This is a genomic window from Nitrospina watsonii (genome assembly GCF_946900835.1).
Classification (GTDB): Bacteria; Nitrospinota; Nitrospinia; order Nitrospinales; family Nitrospinaceae; genus Nitrospina; species Nitrospina watsonii.
This window is the reverse complement of sequence record NZ_OX336137.1, coordinates 1,190,553-1,211,374: the sequence shown is the minus strand read 5'-3', so window position 1 is coordinate 1,211,374 and position 20,822 is coordinate 1,190,553. Positions and strand designations below refer to the sequence as shown.

Sequence of the window (20,822 nt, the reverse complement as noted above, 5' to 3'; positions counted from 1 at the left end):
CCACAGTAGCAGAGTGTGTCCGGGTTGTCAAAGCTAACTACTTGACAGAAAACGGGTTTTGCTAGATAGGCGCGGAGCCGGGTGGGGCCGTCAGCGGTTCAACAGGTTGACCATGCGCTTGCGGATGCTGCCGCGCTGATACACGATTTCGATGCGGCGGTTGACTGCCCGGTTTTTGGCGTTCGTGTTGGGGACCTTCGGACGGTACTCGGCAAAGCCTTCCACCGACAGTTTCTGCGGCGGGAATCCCTCCGCAATCAGCATGCGCGCCACTTCTGCGGCACGGGCGGAAGACAGCTCCCAGTTCGAGGGAAAGCGGTCGGTGTGGATGGGGGTGTCGTCGGTGTGGCCTTCGATTTTGACGTCGTAATTGAATTGGTTCAGCAGGTCGAACACGTCTTTGAGGGTTTCGCGTCCTTTAAAAGTCATTCGCGCCTTACCGGGCGGAAACAACACCACGTCGGAGATGGTGATGATGGCCCCGCGCTCGCCCTGGGAAACCTGCACTTGTCCCGACAACTTGTTCTTGTAAACAAATTCCTCGACCTCGGAGGTGATCTCCTTGATCTCCTTCGACACCATCGCACCCACTTCATCCACGGCATGGATGGTTTTGTTGTCCACCTGCGCGTCAATGAGGTTCTGGATGGCGTCCAGTCCCTCCCGGGTTCCCGACTCGGGCACCTGTTCCGAGCCCAGGGCCGTGCGCAGGGATTCGCGGATTTGTTTGAATTTTTCCTCTTCGATGGTGCCCATGGCGTAGAGCAGGATGAAAAAAACCATGAGCAGGGTCACCATGTCGGCGAAGGTGATGATCCACGGGGCAAGCCCCTCACTCTCTTCCATCAACGGTTCATCGTCGTCGAGATGGGTTTCCGGAAGGGATTGCTTGGAGGACTTGGATTCCATGACCGGTCCTTACTTGGCGGGTTTGGGAGCCGCGCCCGGGGGTTGGCCGGGGGGACGCGCCGGGCGGGCGCCCGCTGCTTTCTTGGCAGTGCCTTTGGGCTTTTCGTCTTCTATTTCTTTTTTGATATTCTTACCGGCCGCGTTGTCGATGTAATTTTCCAGCGTCTCTTTCATGAACCGGGGATTGACGCCCCGGCGGATGTAAGTGATGCCTTCCAGAACCAGATTCATCTCCAGTGTTTCGGCGGCACTGCGGCGCTTGAGTTTGACGGCCATCGGCAGAAAAACCAGGTTGGCCAGCAACGCGCCATAAAAGGTCGTGATCAGGGCAACGGCCATGCGCGGGCCAACGGTGCTGACATCTTCCAGGGACGCCAGCATCTGAATGAGACCGATCAGGGTGCCCACCATGCCGAAGGCCGGGGCAAACTTGCCCATGTCGTTCAGGATTTCCCAGCCGTCTTTGTGCGATTGCTGGATCTGCTTGATCTCCCGCTTCATCAACGTGACCACAGTATTTTCGTCCTTGCCGTCCACGGTGAGGCGCAGGCCCTTTTTGAGAAAATCGTTGTCCACCATGGGCAGCTTCGATTCGATCGCCAGGACGCCTCCCTTGCGGGCAATGCTGCAAATCGACACCATCGTATCCATCAATTCATACAGGTCCGACTTGCGGGTGATGAACACTTTGATGAAGTGACCCAGCATGCGGAACAACTCGTTGACCGGGTAGGCCACCAGCGTCGCGGCGAAGGTGCCGCCCAGAACGATCATGACGGAAGGCGCACTGACGAACAGATCCAATCCACTGTTCTGCAATATGGAAGCAAGGATCAGCCCGATGCCGATGAAAATTCCAAGTAAAGTGGCGATATCCATGACTTAAACTTTTTTCACTTTGATGGTGCCAGAAATGGGATCGAGGTTGTTGAACCGAAGCACGTTGCTCAGGGTGCTTTTATTCAGCACAGTGCCTTTACGCAACACGTTGGTTCCAGACCGGGAATACATGTCGGAGAGCAACTGCATGCCTTCCTGAAGCGTAAATACGGTGCACTCGATGGTGTCTATATCCTTGAAATGGGAAGAGTGGACGAACTCGCCCAGCAACGAAACGATGTCTTCATCGTAACGGGTCCCCTTCTCGTTTTCCAGCAATTTCATGACGGATTTCGGTGTTTCACCCGGCCGGTTCACCCGTGCGTGATCGTAAAAACTGGCGGCGGAAACAATCCGAGATCCTATAGGGATCATCTCGCCCGACAGGCCTTCGGGAATGCCCGTTCCATCCACGTTCTCGTACAGGTGACGCACGATGTCGGCGGTCGGATCGAATCCCGGAAACTGACGCAGCAGCATCTCTGCCAGGTGCGTGTGATGGATGCGGGGCTTGTCCGCATCGCCCTTCTCTTTGGCGTGACCGTTGCCGTTGGGCGGCTGGGTGACGATGCCCAGTTCGTGCAGGCGTGCGGCGGTGCGGATGTGTTCGACCTGCGCCGCCGGCAATTGCAGTTTCTCCGCGACAAACCCGGACATCTTCTCCACCCGTTCCGGATGGCCGCGATGGCTGGCCTGGTGCAACTCAATGATGTTGGTCAGCATGTTGACCGTTGCGCGGAAGGTACGCACCAGATCGTCATTCAACGCCAGGGCCTGTTCATTCTTGTCCTGCAGTTGCAGGTTCTGTTTCGTGACCTCATTCAATTCCGCTTCGAGACGTTTTTTCTCGGACTGCAACTGCTGCCCCAGCGCCACGACCTTCTTTTGATAGGCACCGGCATCGAGGACATTCTGTTCCAGCGTGTGATTTTTCAATTGAAGTTGGCGGTTGGCAGTGATCATGCGCAACACGTAATTCACGAAAAAATGAACCTCATGCGCCTTCAATGGCTTGGGCAGGAACGCCTCGGCCCCGACTTTCTGCGCCCCCTGGGTGAGGTCCAGGATTTCATGCTCGGCACACCCCGACATCAGGATCATGACCGCATGCAAACCGTATTGCCGGATGCGGCGAATGACCTCGAATCCATCCGGCCCCGGCATGCGCAGATCGCAGAAAATGAGGTCCGGTTTCCACGCCAGCGCCTTCTGCATCCCCTCTTCACCGGAGTAGGCCTTTTGAATCTGAATCTGGGCCTGCGCCACGGCTTCCTTCAAATAGATTTCGACCAGCGCCGACACGGTGGCATCGTCATCGATCACCAATAACTTTCGAGTCAAATCCGCATTCATGATTGGACAACAATAAAAAGAATGTTTAGAGCAAGGGTTCCCGCGCGCGGTCCGCCGCCCTGTCGGCATGCTGATACCGAAATGCACGACAGGCTTTGGGTCCCAATACGGGTTTCCTCTCCCCCTAACGGCGGCAAAGTCCTTTTCTTTAAAGATCAAGGCTTGAAAAATAAGGATTAATCCCGCGAGGCAACCGAAAAGGGCGGTTTTATAACAGGTTGCGCATAATATCGCATATCCGAATTAAGACCAGTCGGGGGGAACGCCTGGCGGGTTGAATTGGCGGGTTGGGGAAGGGACCGGGGAAAGGACTGGGGGCGGGGAGCCTTCAGTCCTCTTCGTCTTCGTCGTCCTCGTCGTCGATCTCGCTGTAGGGAAGCGAGGCGCAACGGAATCCCACGGCGGGATAGATGTCCGCCGGGTCGAAGGAATTGCGAAAGGCGCATTTGGCCTGGACCATGTAATTGAGCCAGGAACCGCCGCGCACGATTTTCTGGGTGGTGAACCTGGAGGAATGGTACTGGACGCACCATTCCCAGACGTTGCCGGCCATGTCATGGCAACCATACGGCGAACTGCCTTCTTCGTACTGGGTCACCGGCGTGGTGTGGCCGATCACGAAGTCGGCGGTATTGCAGAACCCTTCCTGATAGCCCTGCGCTTCACCCCAGGGATAATCGAGACCGTTGGGACCGCGTGCCGCCTTCTCCCATTCCTTTTCCGAAGGCAACCGCATGCCCAGCCACAGGGCGAACACCGTCGCCTCATAATAGTTGATACCGATCACCGGCTGGTCATCGTCTTTGGAATATTTGGGGAAGCGCGCCACAAAATTCGGGTCGTACTGTTTGAACAGGGCATTGGTGACGGGGTATTTCAGGATGGCGTACTCGCGCATGTCCACACGGTCTTCCTCATCGCGCTCATCCTGGTAAATAAACGGTCCGGCAGGCACCGTCACCCGCTCTCCCCACTTCTTCAGCACGCCCGCATTCACCATTTCGGGATCGGCAACTTCGCCAAAAAACTCCTGCAGCTCCGGCAGGGCGAACACCGGCGTCCATTCCTGCGAATCGACCACCTCGTTCAATTTGATGCCGTGCAACGCGCACACCAACTCCAGCACACCGAACAGGATGCGCGAGTCGCGCCGTTCACGTTGCAGCAGGTGCTTCAGCATCGGCTCCAGGTACGCCGCGCCGCATCGCTCCACCACCTGCTCGACGCGGACGACGCGGTTCTTCGCGAACTGCGGGTACGTTTCCCGGCACTGGTATTTCAAAAGCTGGCCCACCAGCAACTGGCGGGACTCGGACAGGTCCCGGATTTCCGGAAGCACCTGCCCGGCCAGAAACACCGCGCCATGTTCGATGAGCAGGTCGATCAACTCGTCGGTGTCTTGCGTCAACTCGCCGCCGAAAAACTGGAACACGTCGTGCCACTTCGGGTCGCGGCAACGCTCCCGCACCAGGTCGCGCCAGTCCGGCAACTGGGCCAGCTTGCGCCCGGAAAAATATTCCTGCAAGGAAGGATGGCGAAACTCCCAGCGTTTGGCATTCCACGCCAGCAGCCCACGCAAACCGGGCAGGATGTCGCCATCTTCCACCATCACATTGCGGGCAGGTGCGCAGTCGGTGAGCCGTGCCTTGTCGAATCCCGTATCCACCATTTCCTGCCGCTGATTGTGGCCTTCCTTGATCAACCGGTAAGACACCTGCTCCAGTTGACGGCACACGTCTTCAATCCATGCCTCGCCCTTTTTCGGAAATTCGCTTTTGAGATGCTGCACGATCCAACGCCCGTACACCTGGGACCGGTTGCGGGGGCGGTCGTCTTCGTCCGTCGCCACCTCCTTCACCATGTGCAGCAGGTAGGGCACCTGCAAGGTTTCGGGGAAGTACAAAGGCAGATGGCTGAGCGTTTTTTTCCAGACGGATTCCGGCAGGAAAACTTTGCGCTGCTTTTCGTTCACCGGCTGAATGCTGACGCGGAAACTGGCGTCCAGCCCGCGGCGCACGAGGGATGTCGTCGCAAGCGGACCGAACCCCACCGGTCGCGTGGCGATGAGGATAAAATTATCCTTCAGCGCATCGCCATCGACGATGACATCCATGTAAAACCGAAAACGGTCTTCCGGCAACATCCGCTCGAACCCGTCGAGCAGAAACAGAATCTGTCCGGTCCACACCAGCCGCTCCACCGTGCGGCCCAGCAGTTCTTCGTTGATGACGAGGTCTTCCTGCTCTGCCTGCTCGCGCAGCACCACGTCCATCACGTCGCGGTAGAACATCGGGTAAAACGATTGAAAGCCCGTGCCATCCGGCAAACGCGCCAAATCGCACACCACCGGCATCGGATACTCCTCCGGCGTTTCCGCTTTCAGCATGCGTTCCTGGTACACTTTCAGAAACGTGGTCTTGCCCATGCCGGAGGGTGCTTCGAGGAACACCTTGGTGGGCGAGACATCCAGTAAATTTTCGGTGATTTCGCGCGGTGTCGGGAACACCTGTTCATGAAGGCTCTGCCGGTGCCGCACCGGGTTGATGTCGAGCAATACCGGTTCGATGAAGCGCTCGGCTTCGCGGCCTTCACCCAGCAGGTGATCCAATTCTTCACCGACCTGAAGACGCATCTGTTTCCGGTACACCTCGATCACCCATTCGGGCGATTCCTCGAGACGCGGGATGGCTTTCGGCGCTTCGCCTTCGGGGCGCAGTATCGGTGTGTCTTCGCTTTCACTCAAACCGGTTTTCCCATATAATCGGTCAGACCTTCTCGTTGAATTTGCATCGTTCCTGAAAGCTTATCATACACGAGCCCCGTCGGCGGCTTCAAACCACGATGATTCCACTTCATGACGAAAATCCAACCCGCACCTTTCCCCTGTTCACCATCGGGCTGGTTGCGGCCAACATCCTGGTTTTTTTCTGGGAGTTGTCCCTGGCGCAGCAGGGAACGGAATTCATCACCGAATACGGACTGGTCCCCTACCAGTTGACGCACCAGCCCCTGCAAAATTATCCCAACGTATTTTCTTCCATGTTCATGCACGCCGGGTGGGGACACCTGTTGGGGAATATGCTCTACCTGTGGATTTTCGGCAACAACATTGAGGATCAACTGGGCAAGCTGCGCTTCATCCTGTTCTACCTGACCTGCGGCGCGTTGGCGGCGGGATCGCATGTTGCCGCCGACCTGAATTCGCAGATCCCCATGGTCGGCGCCAGCGGCGCCATCTCGGGCGTGCTGGGCGCCTACCTCATGCTGTTTCCCTTCGCGCGTGTGAAGACGCTGGTGTTTTTGGGATTCTTCATCACCATCGTCCGCATCCCGGCGATTTTTTTACTGCTGGTGTGGGTCGGGCTGCAGGTCCTGAACAACATGGCAACCGGACCGGACAGCGGCGGCGTGGCGTGGCTGGCACACATCGGCGGGTTCATTGTCGGCGCGGTGCTCATCCACCCGTTTCGCCTGAGCGCCCGCACCGGCTGAATCGATTCGCTAGAACGTCATCAACGAATAGAACATGATTGAAGCGAGGACCGCGAACAAAACCAGGATGGCTCCGAACATCCAGTTGGGCACGCGTGGATAGTGCGCGCCGCTGGCTCCATAGGGCGCACCACAATAAGGACAAATTTGAAAACCGTCTTCGAACTGTTTTTGACACTGGTGGCATTGAATAAAAGTCACGTTCCCCTTCCTTCACACAGAACACTGTTGAACTGCTCCCACTGATACCGATCTCAATACTTATTTTAACCCGATCAGGTGCTGTCGGAGAAGGTTCAAAGCAGCTTGAGCCGCACGTTCTTTGTTGCGCACTCGGTCCTGCGGAAACACGAATTTCTGACACACGGTAGGCACTTTTCCGGCAACCGCGATGTAGGTCAATCCCACCGGTTTGGGCACCGTGCCGCCGTCCGGACCGGCGATGCCCGTCACCGACACGGCCCAGTCCGTATGCGCTCTTTGGCAGGCCCCATCTGCCATTTGGCGCGCCACCTCTTCACTGACCGCGCCGTGTTGCTCGATCAATCTTGCATCCACGCCGAGGTTTTTAATTTTTGCTTCATTGCTGTACGTCATCCATCCCTGCAGAAAATACCGCGAACTGCCAGGCACGTTTGTCAGACGATGACCGATCAGGCCACCGGTGCAAGATTCCGCAACGGCCACGGTTTCGCCCCGCTCAACCAGTTTTTTCCCGACCACACTTTCCAGCGTTTCTTCATCGCGGCCGTAAATATAATCCGCAAGCACATCGCGCAGCAGTTGCTCGGCCTGATCGAGTTTTGCTGTCGTTTCGTTTTCATCTTTTCCCTGAGCGGTGAGGTGAATGCGAACGCCGAGGTGGGAAGGCAGCGACGCCACCTTGACCAGACTCTCCAGCGCATCCAACGGTCCGAACTGTTCCCAGAGCGCCGACTCCACCACCCCGGTGGTCAACAACATGCGTTGCTGCAAACATAAATTCCCGACGGTGGCGACATCGGGCAGGATGTACTGCCGCGTCAGGTGTTCCATTTCACGCGGCACGCCGGGCAACACGTACACGCGTTGCTGGTCCCGCTGGAACATCATCCCGGGCGCTGTCCCCTGATCGTTGTACAGGGTCCGGCCTGCCTGCGGCACTTCGGCTTGACGCAGGGCGGCCTCCGGCACCGGCTTTTGCCGCTTTTCAAAAAATGTGCGGATCATGGCTTCCGCCTTCGGGTCGCGCACCAGCGGCGTACCGAAGTAGTCGGCCAGCACTTGCTTGGTGATGTCGTCATGGGTGGCGCCCAGCCCACCGGTAACGATCACCAGATCGACGCGGCTCAGGGCCTGGTCCAGCGCGGACCGGATCGCCACCGCATCGTCCTGCACCACGGAGACACGCGCGACCTGTAAACCGTGGGCGCGCATTTGTGCGGAGAGGAACGTCGAGTTGGTGTCCGTAACGAGGCCGTTCAGCAACTCATTGCCGACGGCGACGATTTCAACCTGAGGTATGTTTTTGTCTGTTTCCATGAGGCGAAGTGAAAACACCGGGAGGGCCTCGGGCCTTCCCCTAATTTTTGGTGAAATCCCTCTTGTGTTTGACCGGGGCGATCAATTAGGCTTGATTGGATCATATTCGGGTACGAAACACAACGGCAGGCAGCAGCGCGGTCTCCTGCAAACGGATTTAATGAACGACCTCGAACGATTATTGAGCGACTTGAAAAAAATCGATCCCAAGGTGCGCAAACAGGCGACGCAGGCCTTATGGGTTCGATGGTACCAGGAGTGTGGCGAAGCGGCGGAACGCAAGCTGTACGAGGGCATCCGCTTCATGGATGCCAACGACCTGAAGCGGGCCGGCAATGTTTTTCTAAACCTGACTGACGAGTATCCGGAATTCACCGAAGCCCACAACAAGCTCGCCACCGTGCTGTACCTGGACGGTCATTATGAAGAAGCGATCGGCGAATGCATGATCGTTCTGGAAAAAGCTCCACACCACTTTGGCGCCTGGAACGGCATGGGCATGTGCCTGTTTCACCTGAGGCGCCTCAACGAAGCCATCTTCAGCTTCGAAAAAGCGTTGGAGATCCAACCCTACGCCCAGGACAACCGCCACTACATCGGTCTCTGCCGCGGCAAGTTGAATTGATCCGGAACGTATTTTAATTTTTCAGGCAACCGGTCTCTACACCTGCCCGCCCCCTGTTTCAACAACGCAATGCATTCCATCGGAACGGCATCGCAAGGAGTGACTTTGTTCGGATTTCGTACTCTCTGGTCTGAAGACACCAGCACCCGGCTCGATGCGGAAACCCGCACCCGCAAGACCTTCCGTCTGGATCTCATGCGCGGCGTGTTCCGGGGCATCCTCACCGCGGGCACGCAAACCTTCGGCCTGTTCATCGCCATCCGCGTGTTTCAGGCGGGCGACATGTCGAAGGCGCTCATCGGTTCGGCCCCGTTCATGGGCATGCTGGTGTCGCTGCTGTTGGTGCATTACGCCTCCCAGACCGGGTTCCGCAAATCGGTGTGGGGCGCCCTGCCCGCCGCCGTGTGCGGCGTGTTGCTGTTGGCGGCCGCGTTTGCCAATTCGCTGGCGACCTACACCGTGTGCCTGGTGCTGGCCTTCATGGCGTTGACCAGCCTGGTGCCGTTTTTGACTTCCATTTACAACGACAATTACCCTGAAGACCGGCGCGGCCTGTTCTTTTCCCGCTCGGTGATGGCGCTGGTCCTCGTTTCCGTCGTCACCGGGTTTGCCGGATCGGCGTTGATGGACGTCGATCTCGACAACTACCGCTGGATTCTGGTGACGCTGGGACTGGCGGCGCTGGGTAAAGCCTGCGTCGTGTACGCCATGCCCTCCAACATTCTGGAAAACGGCGAGCACAAAAACCCCCTCGGCAACCTGAGGCTGGTATTTCAGGACCGCAACTTCGGTTACGTTCTGCTGACGTGGTTCATCATGGGGTTCGCCAACCTGTGGACCTTGCCGCTGCGCGTGGATTACATCACTTCCAGCAAATACGGCATCGAGGGGTCGGCCCTGTTCGTGGCGCTCATCATCACCGTCATTCCAGATCTCATGCGCGCCCTATCCACGCCGTTTCTGGCGCGGCTGTTCGACAAGATGAACTTCATCGTGCTGCGCATGATTCTGAACCTGCTGTTCGCCATTGGAGTTGGCCTGTTTTTCCTGACGAAGGACCCGTACCTCATCGCCACCGCCTCCGCGTTCATCGGCATGGCGTTCGGCGGCGGCGCCATCGCGTGGAGCCTGTGGGTCACCAAGTACGCGCCGCCAGGAAAAGTGGCGGCGTACATGTCCGTCCACGTCGGCCTCACCGGGGTGCGCGGCACCATCGGCCCCATGCTGGGGTTCTGGATGGTCAACCAGGTCGGCCCGGTGAACATCGGCCTCATCTCGTTTGCCATGATGATTCTCGCCACGGTGATGCTGATTCCCGAAATCAAACACGGCAAGCGCAAGCGCGGACCCATTCCCGCCGAAGACTTTGAACCTATTGAGCCAAAATGAAGCTCTCCTCGAACCCCTTGATCCGGATTGGGAAAATTGCTATAACCTCAAGACCTTAAACGGATTTTTCCGTGCCTGTTCAATCCGAACCCGGCACGCTTCAATTTTAAAAGGGGATGGCATTGTGGCGAATTCAAAAAAGAAAAAACTCATTCCGCGGGTCGGTATCCTGATGGGCAGCGACTCCGATTTTTCGACGATGGAAGAGGCCAGCAAGGTTCTCGGGCAGTTCGACGTGCATCATGAAATTCTGGTTTCCTCCGCGCACCGGTCTCCCGAGCGCACACGCAACTACGTCAACAATGCGAAGAAGCGCGGTACCCGCGTGTTCATCGCCGGTGCGGGCGGTGCGGCGCATCTGGCGGGAGTCATCGCCGCCGAAAGCACGCTGCCGGTGATCGGCGTGCCCATCACCTCCACCCTGCAGGGCCTCGACTCGTTGTTGTCCACGGCGCAGATGCCGGGTGGCATTCCCGTCGCCACCATGGCGATCGGCAAAGCGGGCGCCAAAAATGCAGGGCTGCTGGCGGTACAGATTCTGGCTCTGGACGATGCGGGCCTCGCCAAACAATTGCTGAAATACAAAAAGGATCAGGCCAAGGAAGTCGAACGCAAAAGCAAAAACCTGAAGACACCTTATGGCGAATCGTCTTCAAGTTGACGCGGACCATCCGCAAACACTGCAAGCCGTCATCACTCCCATCAAACGATGCATCGGCGAGGGCGGCGTGATCGCGTTCCCGACCGATACGTTTTACGGACTGGGGGTCGATCCTTCCAATGCCGGAGCCGTTCAGAAAATTTTCGACATCAAGGAACGTCCGGCGGACAAACCCATCCTGATCCTCATCGACACCCGGGAACGGCTGAATGACTGGGCGGCGGACATTTCTCCGCTTGCTCAAAAGGCAATGGATGCGTTCTGGCCGGGGCCGTTGACGCTGCTGTTTCCGGCACGTGACACGGTTTCTGAACTTCTGACGGCAGGCAGCGGCAAGATCGGCATCCGCCTGCCCGACTCGAAGTGGACGCGGCAATTGATCGAAGACCTCGGTCACGCACTCACCGCACCCAGCGCCAACAAAAGTGAAGGCGGCAATCCCGTCACCGCCGACGACGTCAACCAATCGATCGGCAACGTCATCGACTGGATCATCGACACCGGAGCCGCACCGGGAGGGCAACCGTCCACCGTGCTCGACACCACGGCCGCAGCGCCGGTGCTGGTGCGCGAAGGCGCAGTCTCGCGGCAGCAATTGGAATCGGCGCTGGGCATCGCGCTCGGCTGACAACGGTGGTGGAACGGCAAAACGGGCTTATCATTTTCACGATCCTGTCCTATAATTGATTCAATTGCACTCAGGTCGCTCATGATTCATGGCACAGGTGTGGACATCATCCAGATTTCCCGAATTCAAAATTCTCTGGAAAAGTATGCGGAACGTTTCGAGAACCGCGTGTTCACACGGCGGGAGATCGAGTATTGCCGGTCGCGTCCGGAGCCGTTCAAGCATTTTGCCGCACGCTTTGCGGCCAAGGAAGCCGTTTTAAAATCACTGGGCACCGGCATGGCGGCAGGCATCACCTGGCAGGACCTCGAAATTCTGAACCTGGAGTCGGGACAACCGGCCTTGAACATCACCGGCAAATGCCGGGAAATCTGTGAATCCCTCAACCTGAAGGACATTCACATATCGATGTCGCACGACGATGTGTACGCCATTGCGCAGGCCGTCGCGGAAACCGGTTGACCGCTCGGCATCGCATTACGTTTGGAACAGACCCTGCCTTTTGATTTAAACCCGAGTTGGGAACCACACATTGAGCTCACGCAACACACTTTCCAGAAGAATCCGTTACCGCATCGAGTACGCCGCGTTCCGTCCGGTCGTCGGGGTCATCATGAGCCTGTCGCCGAAAACATTGCACCGTCTCTCCGGGATGCTGGCGGCGGCGTGGTTCCATCTGTTTCCCGGACGACGCCGCATTGCACGCATCAATCTCGACATCGCTTACGGCGACACCAAAACACCGGAAGAAAAAAATCGTATCACCAAAGCGTCGATGCGGCAGATGCTGTTGTCCGCCCTGCAATGCGTGTGGATCAGCCGCGACACCAACCACCGCGTGCACCAGTTGATCGGCATGGAGGTCGAAGGCAGGGAATACCTCGACCAATGCGAAAGCGGAGACATCGGTTTTCTGGTGTTGATGGCGCACTACGGCAACTGGGAAATTCTCGGCCTCTACCACGGTTTTCTGAACACCACCCAGCATTACGCCGTCGCCCGCCGCCTGGACAACCCGTACCTCGAAAAATTCTTCATGGACATGAGGACGACTTCGGGCAACCGCATCCTGCACAAGGACACGTCGCTCATCCGCATCGTGCGCGCCTTGAAGGAACGCGGCAGCATCACGGTGCTGATGGATCAGAACGGCGGTGACGACGCCCTGTATGTGGATTTTTTCGGCAAGAAAGCCTCGACCGCGCGTTCCCTCGCGGCCCTGAGCTACAGCACCGGCGCGCCCATCCTGCCCATCTTCAGCGAACCCATCGGCAAGGGACGGTACAAAATCATTTACAAACCGCCGTTGAAACTGGAAAAAACCGGAGACAAGGAAGCGGACATTTTCCGCTGGACACAGGAATGTGAAAAGGTGTTGGAAGACGTCATCCGTAACCATCCGGAGGCGTGGATGTGGTTCCACCGGCGCTGGAAATCACGCCCTCCCGAAGAGCGGCACCAGCCTATTTATTGATTTCGATTTATAAAGAAAAGTCGCCCGGCCATCATTGCTTGATGTGCCATTTTTCCGAGCGCGTGAGGAAGATGGCGCTGAGTGCCGCGATGAGGATGAAATTGTATTCGAACCCTTTGTTGCCGATGTTGAAACCGTTCGATCCGGTGACGGTGAGGATGGCGACCAGCATGATGAAAATCAATGGCAGCGCCGCCCAGCGGGCATACACGCCGAACATCAACGCCAATCCTCCCAGAAATTCCGTGAGCGCCACGATCCATGCGTTGATGGAAGGCGACTTAACTCCCAGCTCGACCAGAACCGTGGCAAACCCTTCCACCCCGCCCGCGCCGAACAGTTTCATCGAACCGTGGTAGGTGAAGATCAGTCCCACCGAGAGCCGAAGAACCAACAAGCCAATCTCCGGATACGAAAATGGAATCCTGGGAATGAATTTCATGCGTCACACCTCGTCTGCCAGTATGGATTTCAACTTGGTCCGTAACCGAAAGACCGCCTTGGAATGAATCTGGGACACGCGGGATTCGGTGATGCTCAACACTTCGCCGATTTCCTTCATGGTCAATTCTTCATAATAGTAAAGCGAGATCATCAGGCGTTCTTTTTCCGGCAAGGCATCGATGGCTTCGGCGATGATCTTCTTCAGTTCGTTGAGCCGGATCTGAGTTTGAGGATCGGCTTCCATATCGCCCATGAGACAATCGAGCAGATTCTGCTGTTCCCCGGTCTCCTTGTTGATGCCCAGATCTTCGAGACTCAAGATGGGAACGCTGCGGGTTTCGTTCATGGCCGTAAAAAAATCTTCGATGCTGACGCCCATCTCCGCCGCAATTTCTTCATCCTCCGGCGGCCGTCCGAACTCGCCCTGCAGCCGCGTGGTGAGCGCATCCATCTCGGAAGCTTTTTGCCGGATAGACCGCGGCACCCAGTCCAGGCTCCGCAACTCATCCAGAATCGAACCACGCACCCGGAATTCCGCGTACGTTTTGAACTTGGCTCCCCGGTTGGGATCGTATTTCTCGATCGCGTCGATCAAACCCAGCACACCGACGCTGATCAAATCGTCCACTTCAATGTGGGAAGGCAGCCGCATCGCAATCCGGTTGGCCACGTACTTGATCATCGGTGAATACTCCATGATGATCTGTTCCGTGTTCTCCGGAGAGATTTGAATTGCTTCTGAAGATTGCGTTTTACCTGCCATGAATGATCACCGTTTAAACCGTTTGATCCAGGTTTTGGCCCTTCTTTTTATTTTCAGCTTTCTGCTCCGCGGACTCATTACGCGTTGCGAACAACGCCCCTATTCCCCAAGCCAGCACTCCGAACAGGCAGAACCCTTCTATTCCACGCACCATGGCGACCCACAGACGCGCGCCCATAAACAGGCTTCCCGCCGTCAACAAGGTGAACGCGAACACCGCGAACACCAACGCCCCTTTTCTTGCCTGGAAAGGAGTCATCATATCTGCAACACGCTCCTCCAGACAAAAGGTTGATCCGAATCGGTGGGAATTTTATTCCGTTCCTTGAGAATCCGTTGCGTCAACATTTCGATGCACTGACTCACTTTCGAATGCGGGTAGAGCTCCACAAAAGGCTTCTGCTGACGCACGGCTTTCGAAACGTTGGGATCGTGGACGATGAATCCCATGTATTCCAGCACCACGCCCCCCAGAAACCGATCCAGTACCGCTGACAGACGCTTGTACACTTCGAGCGCTTCCCGTTCATTTTTCACTGCATTGACGATCAGGCGGAATCGTTTCTGCTGATGATTTTGAAACAGCACCTTCATCAGCGCATACACATCGGTGTGCGACGTGGGTTCCGTGGTGGCGATCAAAACAATGTCGTGCGCGGCGCTGCAGAAATACGTCACGTTGGAAGAAATGCCCGCTCCGGTGTCGAACAGCAGAAAATCGAAATCGCCGCTGATGCGATCCATTTCCTCCATCAACAACAGTTTTTTGTCCGAATCCAAACGGGTCAGATCCTGCCATCCATTGCTGGCCGGGAGCACCTTGATCCCGCGCGGTCCATCCACCAGCACATCCTCGATGGTTTTCTCACCGGAAAACACGTGGCCGATGTGATAGGGAGACGCCAGCCCGAGCAAAATATCGATATTGTTCAATCCCATGTCGGCGTCGAAAATCAAAACTTTTTTGCCCTTGCGCGACAACGCGCACGCGACATTGGCGACCACATTGGTTTTACCGACGCCACCTTTGCCGCTGCTGATGGCGAGAACTTTGGGGGGAAGTTTGTTGGAATCGTTTTGCATGATGCGCCTCAAGGTGTTTGCCTGGCGGCCTGCTCTTTCCGTTAGACCTGAAAAAACCATGGTTTAGCCTTTTTCAATTTATGATGAATTCAACCAAAAATCAAACGAATTACCCCGTCGCGACCGGCCACTTCAATGTCCTCCGGCACGCGTTGGCCGTTCGTGCAATACGAAAACGGAATGTGGTGCCGGGCGGCGATGTTGTACAAATGCCCGAATTGCAGGCCTTCGTCGGTTTTTGTCAGAACAATGCAATCCACACCCAGGGGCCTGAATTGTTTCAGAGATTGTTCGAACACGCTTTCCTGCGCCGTCGCGCTTTGCACCAGGTGCGTTTCCAGATTGGGCGCGGCATCGAAGATGGCTTTGAGTTCTTGCGCATACTGTTCATCTCTCGGATTGCGTCCCATCGTATCAATGAGGATCAGGTCCGCGTCCCGGTGGCGGTTGAGACTTTGCAAAAACTCGTTGCGGTCCGTGGCCATCTCGACCGGCACCCGCATGAGGTCTCCATAAATCTGCAACTGCTCCATCGCCCCCAGCCGGAACGTATCGAGAGAAATCAGAACGACTTTCTTTTTTTCAATCAAGGCAAACCGCGCCGCCAGTTTGGCCGTCGTCGTGGTTTTGCCGGAACCGGTCGGCCCCAGCAGCGCCACAATCTTCGGGCCAATGGCGTCCAACTGGATCGGTCCGGAAAAATGGAACGCATCGCCAACGTGCGCAGTTATCGGTTTTACATTTGAGGTGGGCTCATCCGAACCCATGTTCAGCGATTCAAAAATTCTGGCGGCCAGGTGTTCATCGATGCCGCGCTCAACCAGATCCTGGTACGCATCCAGTTGATCGCCCTGCAACCCCATGGAGCGTGCCCGGTCCGTCTGCGACAACAGCGTGTAGATCAGAGAACGCAGTTCGCGATCATTTCCCGCTTCTTCCAAAAACCGTTGCCGGCCACCGGGATGCCTGGCGCTCACGCCGGGCACTTCCTCCACAACCGTAGCCACGGCCGCATCGTGTGAAGCGTCCTCCATGGCAGCTGTGATCTCCACCATGGAGGCGCTTTGGCCCCCTCCTTCCTGGCCGAACTTGATCGAGCGGGTCTTCAGCACCAGAGCTTCCTCGCCCAACTCTTCCTTCACACGAGTCAGCGCTTCGGAGTAATTGTTTGCCAGTATTTTTTTAATTCGCATTGAGCGTCACCACTCTCAAGGTTTTGATCTGTGCCGTCGATGAAACTTCGTTGTGAGACAGAACCACCAGATCCGGGATGAATCGCTCCGTCAATCGGCGCACATGCATGCGGATTGCCGGAGAGGTCAAAAGAATCGGCGCCGTCTCCACCATCGGCGTTGCCGCTTCCGCGGCTTCCTTCAGCTTCCTCAAAATCTGTTCAGCCACCGTCGGGTCCAGGGCGAGGAACGAGGTCAATTCGGTTCTTTGAATCGATTGATGGATGGCTTCCTCGATGTTCCGGTCCAGCGTAATGACCGCCAGGCTGCCGTCGGCGCCCGCATATTGTTTGGTGATAGGACGTGCCATGGCCTGCCGCACGTACTCGGTCAACAGGTCCGGGTCGTCCACCTTGGGCGCGTAGTCCGCGAGCGTCTCCAGAATGGTACGGAGATCGCGGATCGAAATCTGTTCTTTCAGCAAATTCTGCATGACCTTCTGCACCTTGCCCAGGTTCATCAGGTTGGGGATCAATTCCTCGATCACCTTCGGGTTGGTTTCCTTGAACTTGTCGATGAGCGCCTGCGTTTCCTGCCGTCCGAGCAATTCCGAAGCATAGCGTTTGATGGTTTCCTTGATGTGCGTGGTGATGACCGTCGCCGGGTCCACCACGGTGTATCCCGCCATCTGCGCTTCCTGCTTGGCCCGCGCCGCAATCCATACAGCGGGCAAACCGAACGTCGGCTCCTTGGTGTGCACGCCTTCGATTTCCTTTTCGATGTTGCCGGGATTCATCGCCAGCAACCGGCCCATCATCACCGACCCGCGCACCACTTCCACGCCTTTGATGAGGATGGCGTAATCGCTGGACTTCAATTGCAGATTGTCGCGAATATGCAACGGCGGCACGATGAATCCCATCTCCAAAGCAAACTGACGGCGAATGGATTTGATGCGGTCGAGCAATTCGCCGTTGCGGTTGGCGTCCACCAGCGGAATCAACTCATAGCCGACCTCCAACTCCATCACATCCAGCGGCAGAATGGATTCCACTTTTTCCGGAACCGGCGCGCTTTGTACTTCTTCAACCCGTTGCCGCTCCAGCGCTTCCTGCTTCGCCCGCTCCTGATGCAGCCGGTAACTGATATAACCCACCAAGGCGGCAAGAAAGAAGAAGGGAAAATGCGGCAGGCCGGGAATCAGGCCGAAGAAAAACAGCACCGCGCCGGATATGGAGAAGGCCGCCGGATTCTTGACGACCTGCTGCACCAGTTCGGCGGGAAGGTTGCGTTCCGATGTGGCCCGCGTCACCACCAAACCGGCCGCGGTGGAGACCACCAGCGCCGGCAGCTGCGTGACCAGTCCATCGCCGATGGTCAGCAGCGTATAAACCCGCGCTGCTTCGCTCACATCCATATCCTGCTGGAAAATTCCGATGGCGAACCCACCGATGACATTGATGAGGGTGATGAGGATGCCCGCGACCGCGTCACCGCGCACAAAACGGATGGCACCGTCCATCGCTCCGTAAAAATCCGCTTCGCGTTCGAGATTACGGCGGCGCGTGCGCGCTTCTTCTTCGGTGATGAGTCCGGCATTGAGATCCGCATCGATGCTCATCTGCTTGCCGGGAATCGCGTCCAACGTGAACCGGGCGGCGACTTCCGACGTGCGCACCGAACCTTTGGTGATGACGATGAAGTTGATGAGCACGAGGATGATGAAGATGACCGCGCCGACCACATAGTTGCCGCCGACGACGAATGAGCCGAAAGATTCGATCACCTGCCCCGCCGCATGGGGACCTTCGTCTCCATGCAACAGGATGATACGCGTCGAGGCCACATTCAATGACAGCCGCACCAGCGTGACCAACAGCAGCAGGGACGGAAACACGGAAAAGTCGAGCGCCGAGATCATGAAAATGGCGACGAGCAGAATGACCAGCGAAAAGGTGAGGCTGAACGACAGCAACAGGTCCAGGATAAACGTGGGAATCGGGATCACCATGACCACCAGGATGGAAATCATGCCTAAGGCGATGCCGATTTCCCGCGGGCGGGATGCCATGATGGACTGAACCTGGGTTTGAGTGGCCATGAAGCCGTTCATCCTTTCAATTTTTTGACGCTGCCGAAAAAGCCAGCGGCACGTCCCGGGACCCTTTATTCATAATAAGTTATCCTGCCTTCCGGGTCACCGGGCGTTTGCCCGGCCGTGGGCAAAACGTGATATTACAATTAGATAGCAATATTTATACCAATTTGGTTCCTTTCAAGCGATACACGTAAGCCAGGATTTCCGCCACCGCGCGGTACAGCTCCGCCGGAATGTACTGGCCGATCTCCACGGTTTTGTAAAGCAGCCGCGCCAGCAGTTTGTCTTCCACCAGCGGCACATCGCTTTCGCGGGCGATCTCGCGGATACGCAGCGCGATCGGCCCCATGCCCTTGGCAACGACCACCGGAGCATTGTGGCGGTCGCGGTCGTATTTGATGGCAATCGAAAAGTGCGTCGGGTTGGTGACGACCACATCCGCTTCCGGCACGGCGGACATCATGCGGCGCCGCATCATCTCGATTTGTACGCTGCGGATGCGTTGTTTGATCTGCGGATTGCCTTCCGTATCCTTGCGTTCGTCTTTGACCTCCTGCTTGGTCATGCGCAGATTCTTGATGTAGGTAAAGCGCTGGAACATGAAGTCAATGAACGCGAGCAGGATGAGCGCGAGCAACACCTTCAACATGATTTCCAGGCCCACGCGCCCCATGAACGTCAGGATCTGCCCCACCCCGAAATCGGTCATCGCCGGAATTTCCGAAAAATGCCCCTTGACGGTGAAATAGGCGATCAGGGAAATGAGCGTGACCTTGAACAACGACTTGAACAGCTCCATCAACGCCACCATCGAGAACATACGTTTGGTGCCGCTGATGGGGTTGAGTTTGTTGAATTTGGGAATCAACGGATGCCCTGAAAACTTCAGCCCCCCGGTCTGCATGAGGTTGATGATGATGCCGCCCAGCATGACGGAAAATAGAATGGGACTTAAAATAGTCAATACGTTTCGCACCACCACCGTCAGCAATTCGCGCATGGCCGGGATGGTGGGTTCGACGGCATGCGACTGGCTGATGAGATTGTGCCAGACGGTCATCATTTCTTTCGTGATGAAGGAACCGCCAACGGCAAACGCCAGGATCGCCGTCATCAGGATGAAGGCGGATGTCAGCTCGCGACTGTGCGCGAAATTACCTCTATCCTCCGCATCCTGGATTCGTTTCGCTGAGGGCTCTTCTGTTTTCTGATCTTTATTCTCTTCGTCCATACCTTACACTCTCGCCTGCCGGCAGGTTTGGCCGCCGCGGTTCAAAATGTTTGCATCAAACCCAATACCCAAAAAGGCATTTCCGTGAGTTGCTTTTTGAACAACGCGGCGAAAAAAGTAAATGTGACCCCGACCATGAGCAGCCCCACCCCAATCTGCAGGGGAAACGCGACGATGAACACATTCATCTGCGGTACGGTACGGGCCACCAGGCCCAGGCCGACGCTGATGAAAAACAGAATCACCATGACCGGCGCCGCGATCTGGATGGCCACCACAAACATGGCGGCAAACGCTTGAACCAAGAATTCTGCCGTTGACGCGGAAAATGCGAATTGGTGCGGGTTGATCATTTCGAAACTTTCGATCAACGCATGAATGGTCAAATGATGTCCATTGAGCGCGAGGAACAGAAACGTGGCAAAAATATTCTGGAACTGGGCGGTGATCGAAACCTGCGATTGCGTTTGCGGATCGATGACGTTCACCACGCCGAAACCCATCTGAAAATCGATCATGGTTCCGGCGACCTGCACCGCCGTGAAAATCATGCGCATGATGTAAGCGACGGAGAAGCCGATCAGCATTTCGGAGAACAACATCACCGACAGGCCCAGCAATCCCTTCGGCTGGGCGATGGCCTCTTGCGGGACCAGGGGAAAAACACTGAAACTCAACAGCACGATAAGCCCCACTTTCAAGCGGGCAGGGAACTGGGCGCTGCCGAGAATCGGCACGAACATGATGAACGCACCCACCCGGAACAGGACAAATAAAAACCGCTCGAAATCGGCGTAGGATAGCGTGAACAGGTCCATCACATCAGCCGATCAAGGCGGGAAAGTTAGACAGAATATTTTCGGTGAAGCCTATGATGATCTGCAACAGCCACGGGAAAAACAGGAACATGGCGAGGAACACAGCCAGAATTTTCGGGATGAAGGTCAGGGTCAGTTCCTGGATGGAGGTCACCGCCTGGAAGATGGAAACCACCAGACCGGTGAGCAGGCCAAAACCCAGCATGGGCGCGGACAAGAGCAGGGTCGTCTTGATGGAGGTCATTCCGAAATCAATGATGAACTGTTCGGTCATGCGTGTAC

At 56.5% G+C, this 20,822-nt stretch carries 22 protein-coding genes; 7 read left to right on the top strand and 15 right to left on the bottom strand.

Annotation, left to right across the window (positions count from 1 at the left end):
* Positions 1 to 90: 90 nt before the first annotated feature.
* From QML71_RS05525 to QML71_RS05510, 4 genes are all read right to left on the bottom strand, one after another.
* Positions 91 to 909 carry an OmpA/MotB family protein gene (locus tag QML71_RS05525; RefSeq protein ID WP_282010911.1) on the bottom strand — a complete coding sequence of 273 codons (819 nt, stop codon included), beginning with the start codon at positions 907 to 909 and terminating at the stop codon, positions 91 to 93.
* 9 nt (positions 910 to 918) lie between these two features.
* Positions 919 to 1,788, bottom strand: coding sequence for a motility protein A (locus QML71_RS05520; RefSeq protein WP_282010910.1), 870 nt, complete (start codon positions 1,786 to 1,788; stop codon positions 919 to 921).
* A gap of 3 nt (positions 1,789 to 1,791) precedes the next feature.
* Positions 1,792 to 3,129 (bottom strand): response regulator, encoded by a 1,338-nt coding sequence (locus QML71_RS05515; RefSeq protein ID WP_282010909.1) that lies wholly within the window; start codon positions 3,127 to 3,129, stop codon positions 1,792 to 1,794.
* A 340-nt stretch (positions 3,130 to 3,469) separates the two neighbouring features.
* Positions 3,470 to 5,884, bottom strand: a complete 2,415-nt coding sequence (locus QML71_RS05510) for an SUMF1/EgtB/PvdO family nonheme iron enzyme (RefSeq protein WP_282010908.1) — start codon at positions 5,882 to 5,884, stop codon at positions 3,470 to 3,472.
* Between the two features lie 98 nt (positions 5,885 to 5,982).
* Here QML71_RS05510 and QML71_RS05505 point away from each other — a divergent pair, with 98 nt between their 5' ends.
* Complete coding sequence (locus QML71_RS05505; protein WP_282010907.1) at positions 5,983 to 6,633, top strand: rhomboid family intramembrane serine protease; 651 nt, start codon at positions 5,983 to 5,985, stop codon at positions 6,631 to 6,633.
* A gap of 9 nt (positions 6,634 to 6,642) precedes the next feature.
* On the opposite strand, the gene QML71_RS05500 is transcribed toward QML71_RS05505, so the two are convergent.
* Both QML71_RS05500 and QML71_RS05495 read right to left on the bottom strand, forming a co-directional pair.
* Positions 6,643 to 6,834, bottom strand: coding sequence for a hypothetical protein (locus QML71_RS05500; RefSeq protein WP_282010906.1), 192 nt, complete (start codon positions 6,832 to 6,834; stop codon positions 6,643 to 6,645).
* 60 nt (positions 6,835 to 6,894) lie between these two features.
* On the bottom strand, positions 6,895 to 8,154 hold the full coding sequence (locus tag QML71_RS05495; RefSeq protein ID WP_282010905.1) for a competence/damage-inducible protein A: 1,260 nt from the start codon (positions 8,152 to 8,154) through the stop codon (positions 6,895 to 6,897).
* Between the two features lie 160 nt (positions 8,155 to 8,314).
* Here QML71_RS05495 and QML71_RS05490 point away from each other — a divergent pair, with 160 nt between their 5' ends.
* From QML71_RS05490 to QML71_RS05465, 6 genes are all read left to right on the top strand, one after another.
* Positions 8,315 to 8,779: a tetratricopeptide repeat protein gene (locus QML71_RS05490; protein WP_282010904.1), complete on the top strand. Its 465-nt coding sequence runs from the start codon at positions 8,315 to 8,317 to the stop codon at positions 8,777 to 8,779.
* Between the two features lie 105 nt (positions 8,780 to 8,884).
* Positions 8,885 to 10,168, top strand: a complete 1,284-nt coding sequence (locus QML71_RS05485; RefSeq protein WP_282010903.1) for an MFS transporter — start codon at positions 8,885 to 8,887, stop codon at positions 10,166 to 10,168.
* Positions 10,169 to 10,292: 124 nt separating this feature from the next.
* Positions 10,293 to 10,829 (top strand): 5-(carboxyamino)imidazole ribonucleotide mutase, encoded by a 537-nt coding sequence (gene purE, locus QML71_RS05480; RefSeq protein WP_345742317.1) that lies wholly within the window; start codon positions 10,293 to 10,295, stop codon positions 10,827 to 10,829.
* Positions 10,807 to 11,457: an L-threonylcarbamoyladenylate synthase gene (locus tag QML71_RS05475; protein ID WP_282010902.1), complete on the top strand. Its 651-nt coding sequence runs from the start codon at positions 10,807 to 10,809 to the stop codon at positions 11,455 to 11,457. The genes purE and QML71_RS05475 overlap by 23 nt, the downstream gene beginning before the upstream one ends.
* An 81-nt stretch (positions 11,458 to 11,538) precedes the next feature.
* Positions 11,539 to 11,919, top strand: a complete 381-nt coding sequence (gene acpS / locus QML71_RS05470; protein ID WP_282010901.1) for a holo-ACP synthase — start codon at positions 11,539 to 11,541, stop codon at positions 11,917 to 11,919.
* Between the two features lie 70 nt (positions 11,920 to 11,989).
* Positions 11,990 to 12,931, top strand: coding sequence for a lysophospholipid acyltransferase family protein (locus QML71_RS05465; RefSeq protein WP_282010900.1), 942 nt, complete (start codon positions 11,990 to 11,992; stop codon positions 12,929 to 12,931).
* A gap of 31 nt (positions 12,932 to 12,962) precedes the next feature.
* Here QML71_RS05465 and QML71_RS05460 read toward each other — a convergent pair whose 3' ends face one another.
* The 9 genes from QML71_RS05460 to fliQ form a co-directional block, all read right to left on the bottom strand.
* The gene (locus QML71_RS05460; RefSeq protein ID WP_282010899.1) at positions 12,963 to 13,328 is read right to left on the bottom strand and encodes a DoxX family protein; all 366 of its coding nucleotides are present in this window, start codon (positions 13,326 to 13,328) and stop codon (positions 12,963 to 12,965) included.
* 48 nt (positions 13,329 to 13,376) lie between these two features.
* Entirely contained in the window at positions 13,377 to 14,138 is a 762-nt protein-coding gene (locus QML71_RS05455; protein WP_282010898.1) for a FliA/WhiG family RNA polymerase sigma factor, read from the bottom strand.
* A 13-nt stretch (positions 14,139 to 14,151) separates the two neighbouring features.
* Positions 14,152 to 14,400 (bottom strand): hypothetical protein, encoded by a 249-nt coding sequence (locus tag QML71_RS05450; RefSeq protein ID WP_282010897.1) that lies wholly within the window; start codon positions 14,398 to 14,400, stop codon positions 14,152 to 14,154.
* Positions 14,397 to 15,221: a MinD/ParA family protein gene (locus QML71_RS05445; RefSeq protein WP_282010896.1), complete on the bottom strand. Its 825-nt coding sequence runs from the start codon at positions 15,219 to 15,221 to the stop codon at positions 14,397 to 14,399. Before QML71_RS05445 ends, QML71_RS05450 begins: the two co-directional genes overlap by 4 nt.
* A gap of 89 nt (positions 15,222 to 15,310) precedes the next feature.
* The gene (gene flhF / locus QML71_RS05440; protein ID WP_282010895.1) at positions 15,311 to 16,414 is read right to left on the bottom strand and encodes a flagellar biosynthesis GTPase FlhF; all 1,104 of its coding nucleotides are present in this window, start codon (positions 16,412 to 16,414) and stop codon (positions 15,311 to 15,313) included.
* Positions 16,404 to 18,464 carry a flagellar biosynthesis protein FlhA gene (gene flhA / locus QML71_RS05435; RefSeq protein WP_371832125.1) on the bottom strand — a complete coding sequence of 687 codons (2,061 nt, stop codon included), beginning with the start codon at positions 18,462 to 18,464 and terminating at the stop codon, positions 16,404 to 16,406. Before flhA ends, flhF begins: the two co-directional genes overlap by 11 nt.
* A 184-nt stretch (positions 18,465 to 18,648) precedes the next feature.
* The gene (flhB, locus tag QML71_RS05430; protein WP_282010893.1) at positions 18,649 to 19,722 is read right to left on the bottom strand and encodes a flagellar biosynthesis protein FlhB; all 1,074 of its coding nucleotides are present in this window, start codon (positions 19,720 to 19,722) and stop codon (positions 18,649 to 18,651) included.
* 41 nt (positions 19,723 to 19,763) lie between these two features.
* Positions 19,764 to 20,540: a flagellar biosynthetic protein FliR gene (gene fliR, locus QML71_RS05425; RefSeq protein ID WP_282010892.1), complete on the bottom strand. Its 777-nt coding sequence runs from the start codon at positions 20,538 to 20,540 to the stop codon at positions 19,764 to 19,766.
* Positions 20,541 to 20,544: 4 nt separating this feature from the next.
* The gene (gene fliQ, locus QML71_RS05420) at positions 20,545 to 20,814 is read right to left on the bottom strand and encodes a flagellar biosynthesis protein FliQ (protein ID WP_282010891.1); all 270 of its coding nucleotides are present in this window, start codon (positions 20,812 to 20,814) and stop codon (positions 20,545 to 20,547) included.
* Positions 20,815 to 20,822 lie beyond the last annotated feature (8 nt).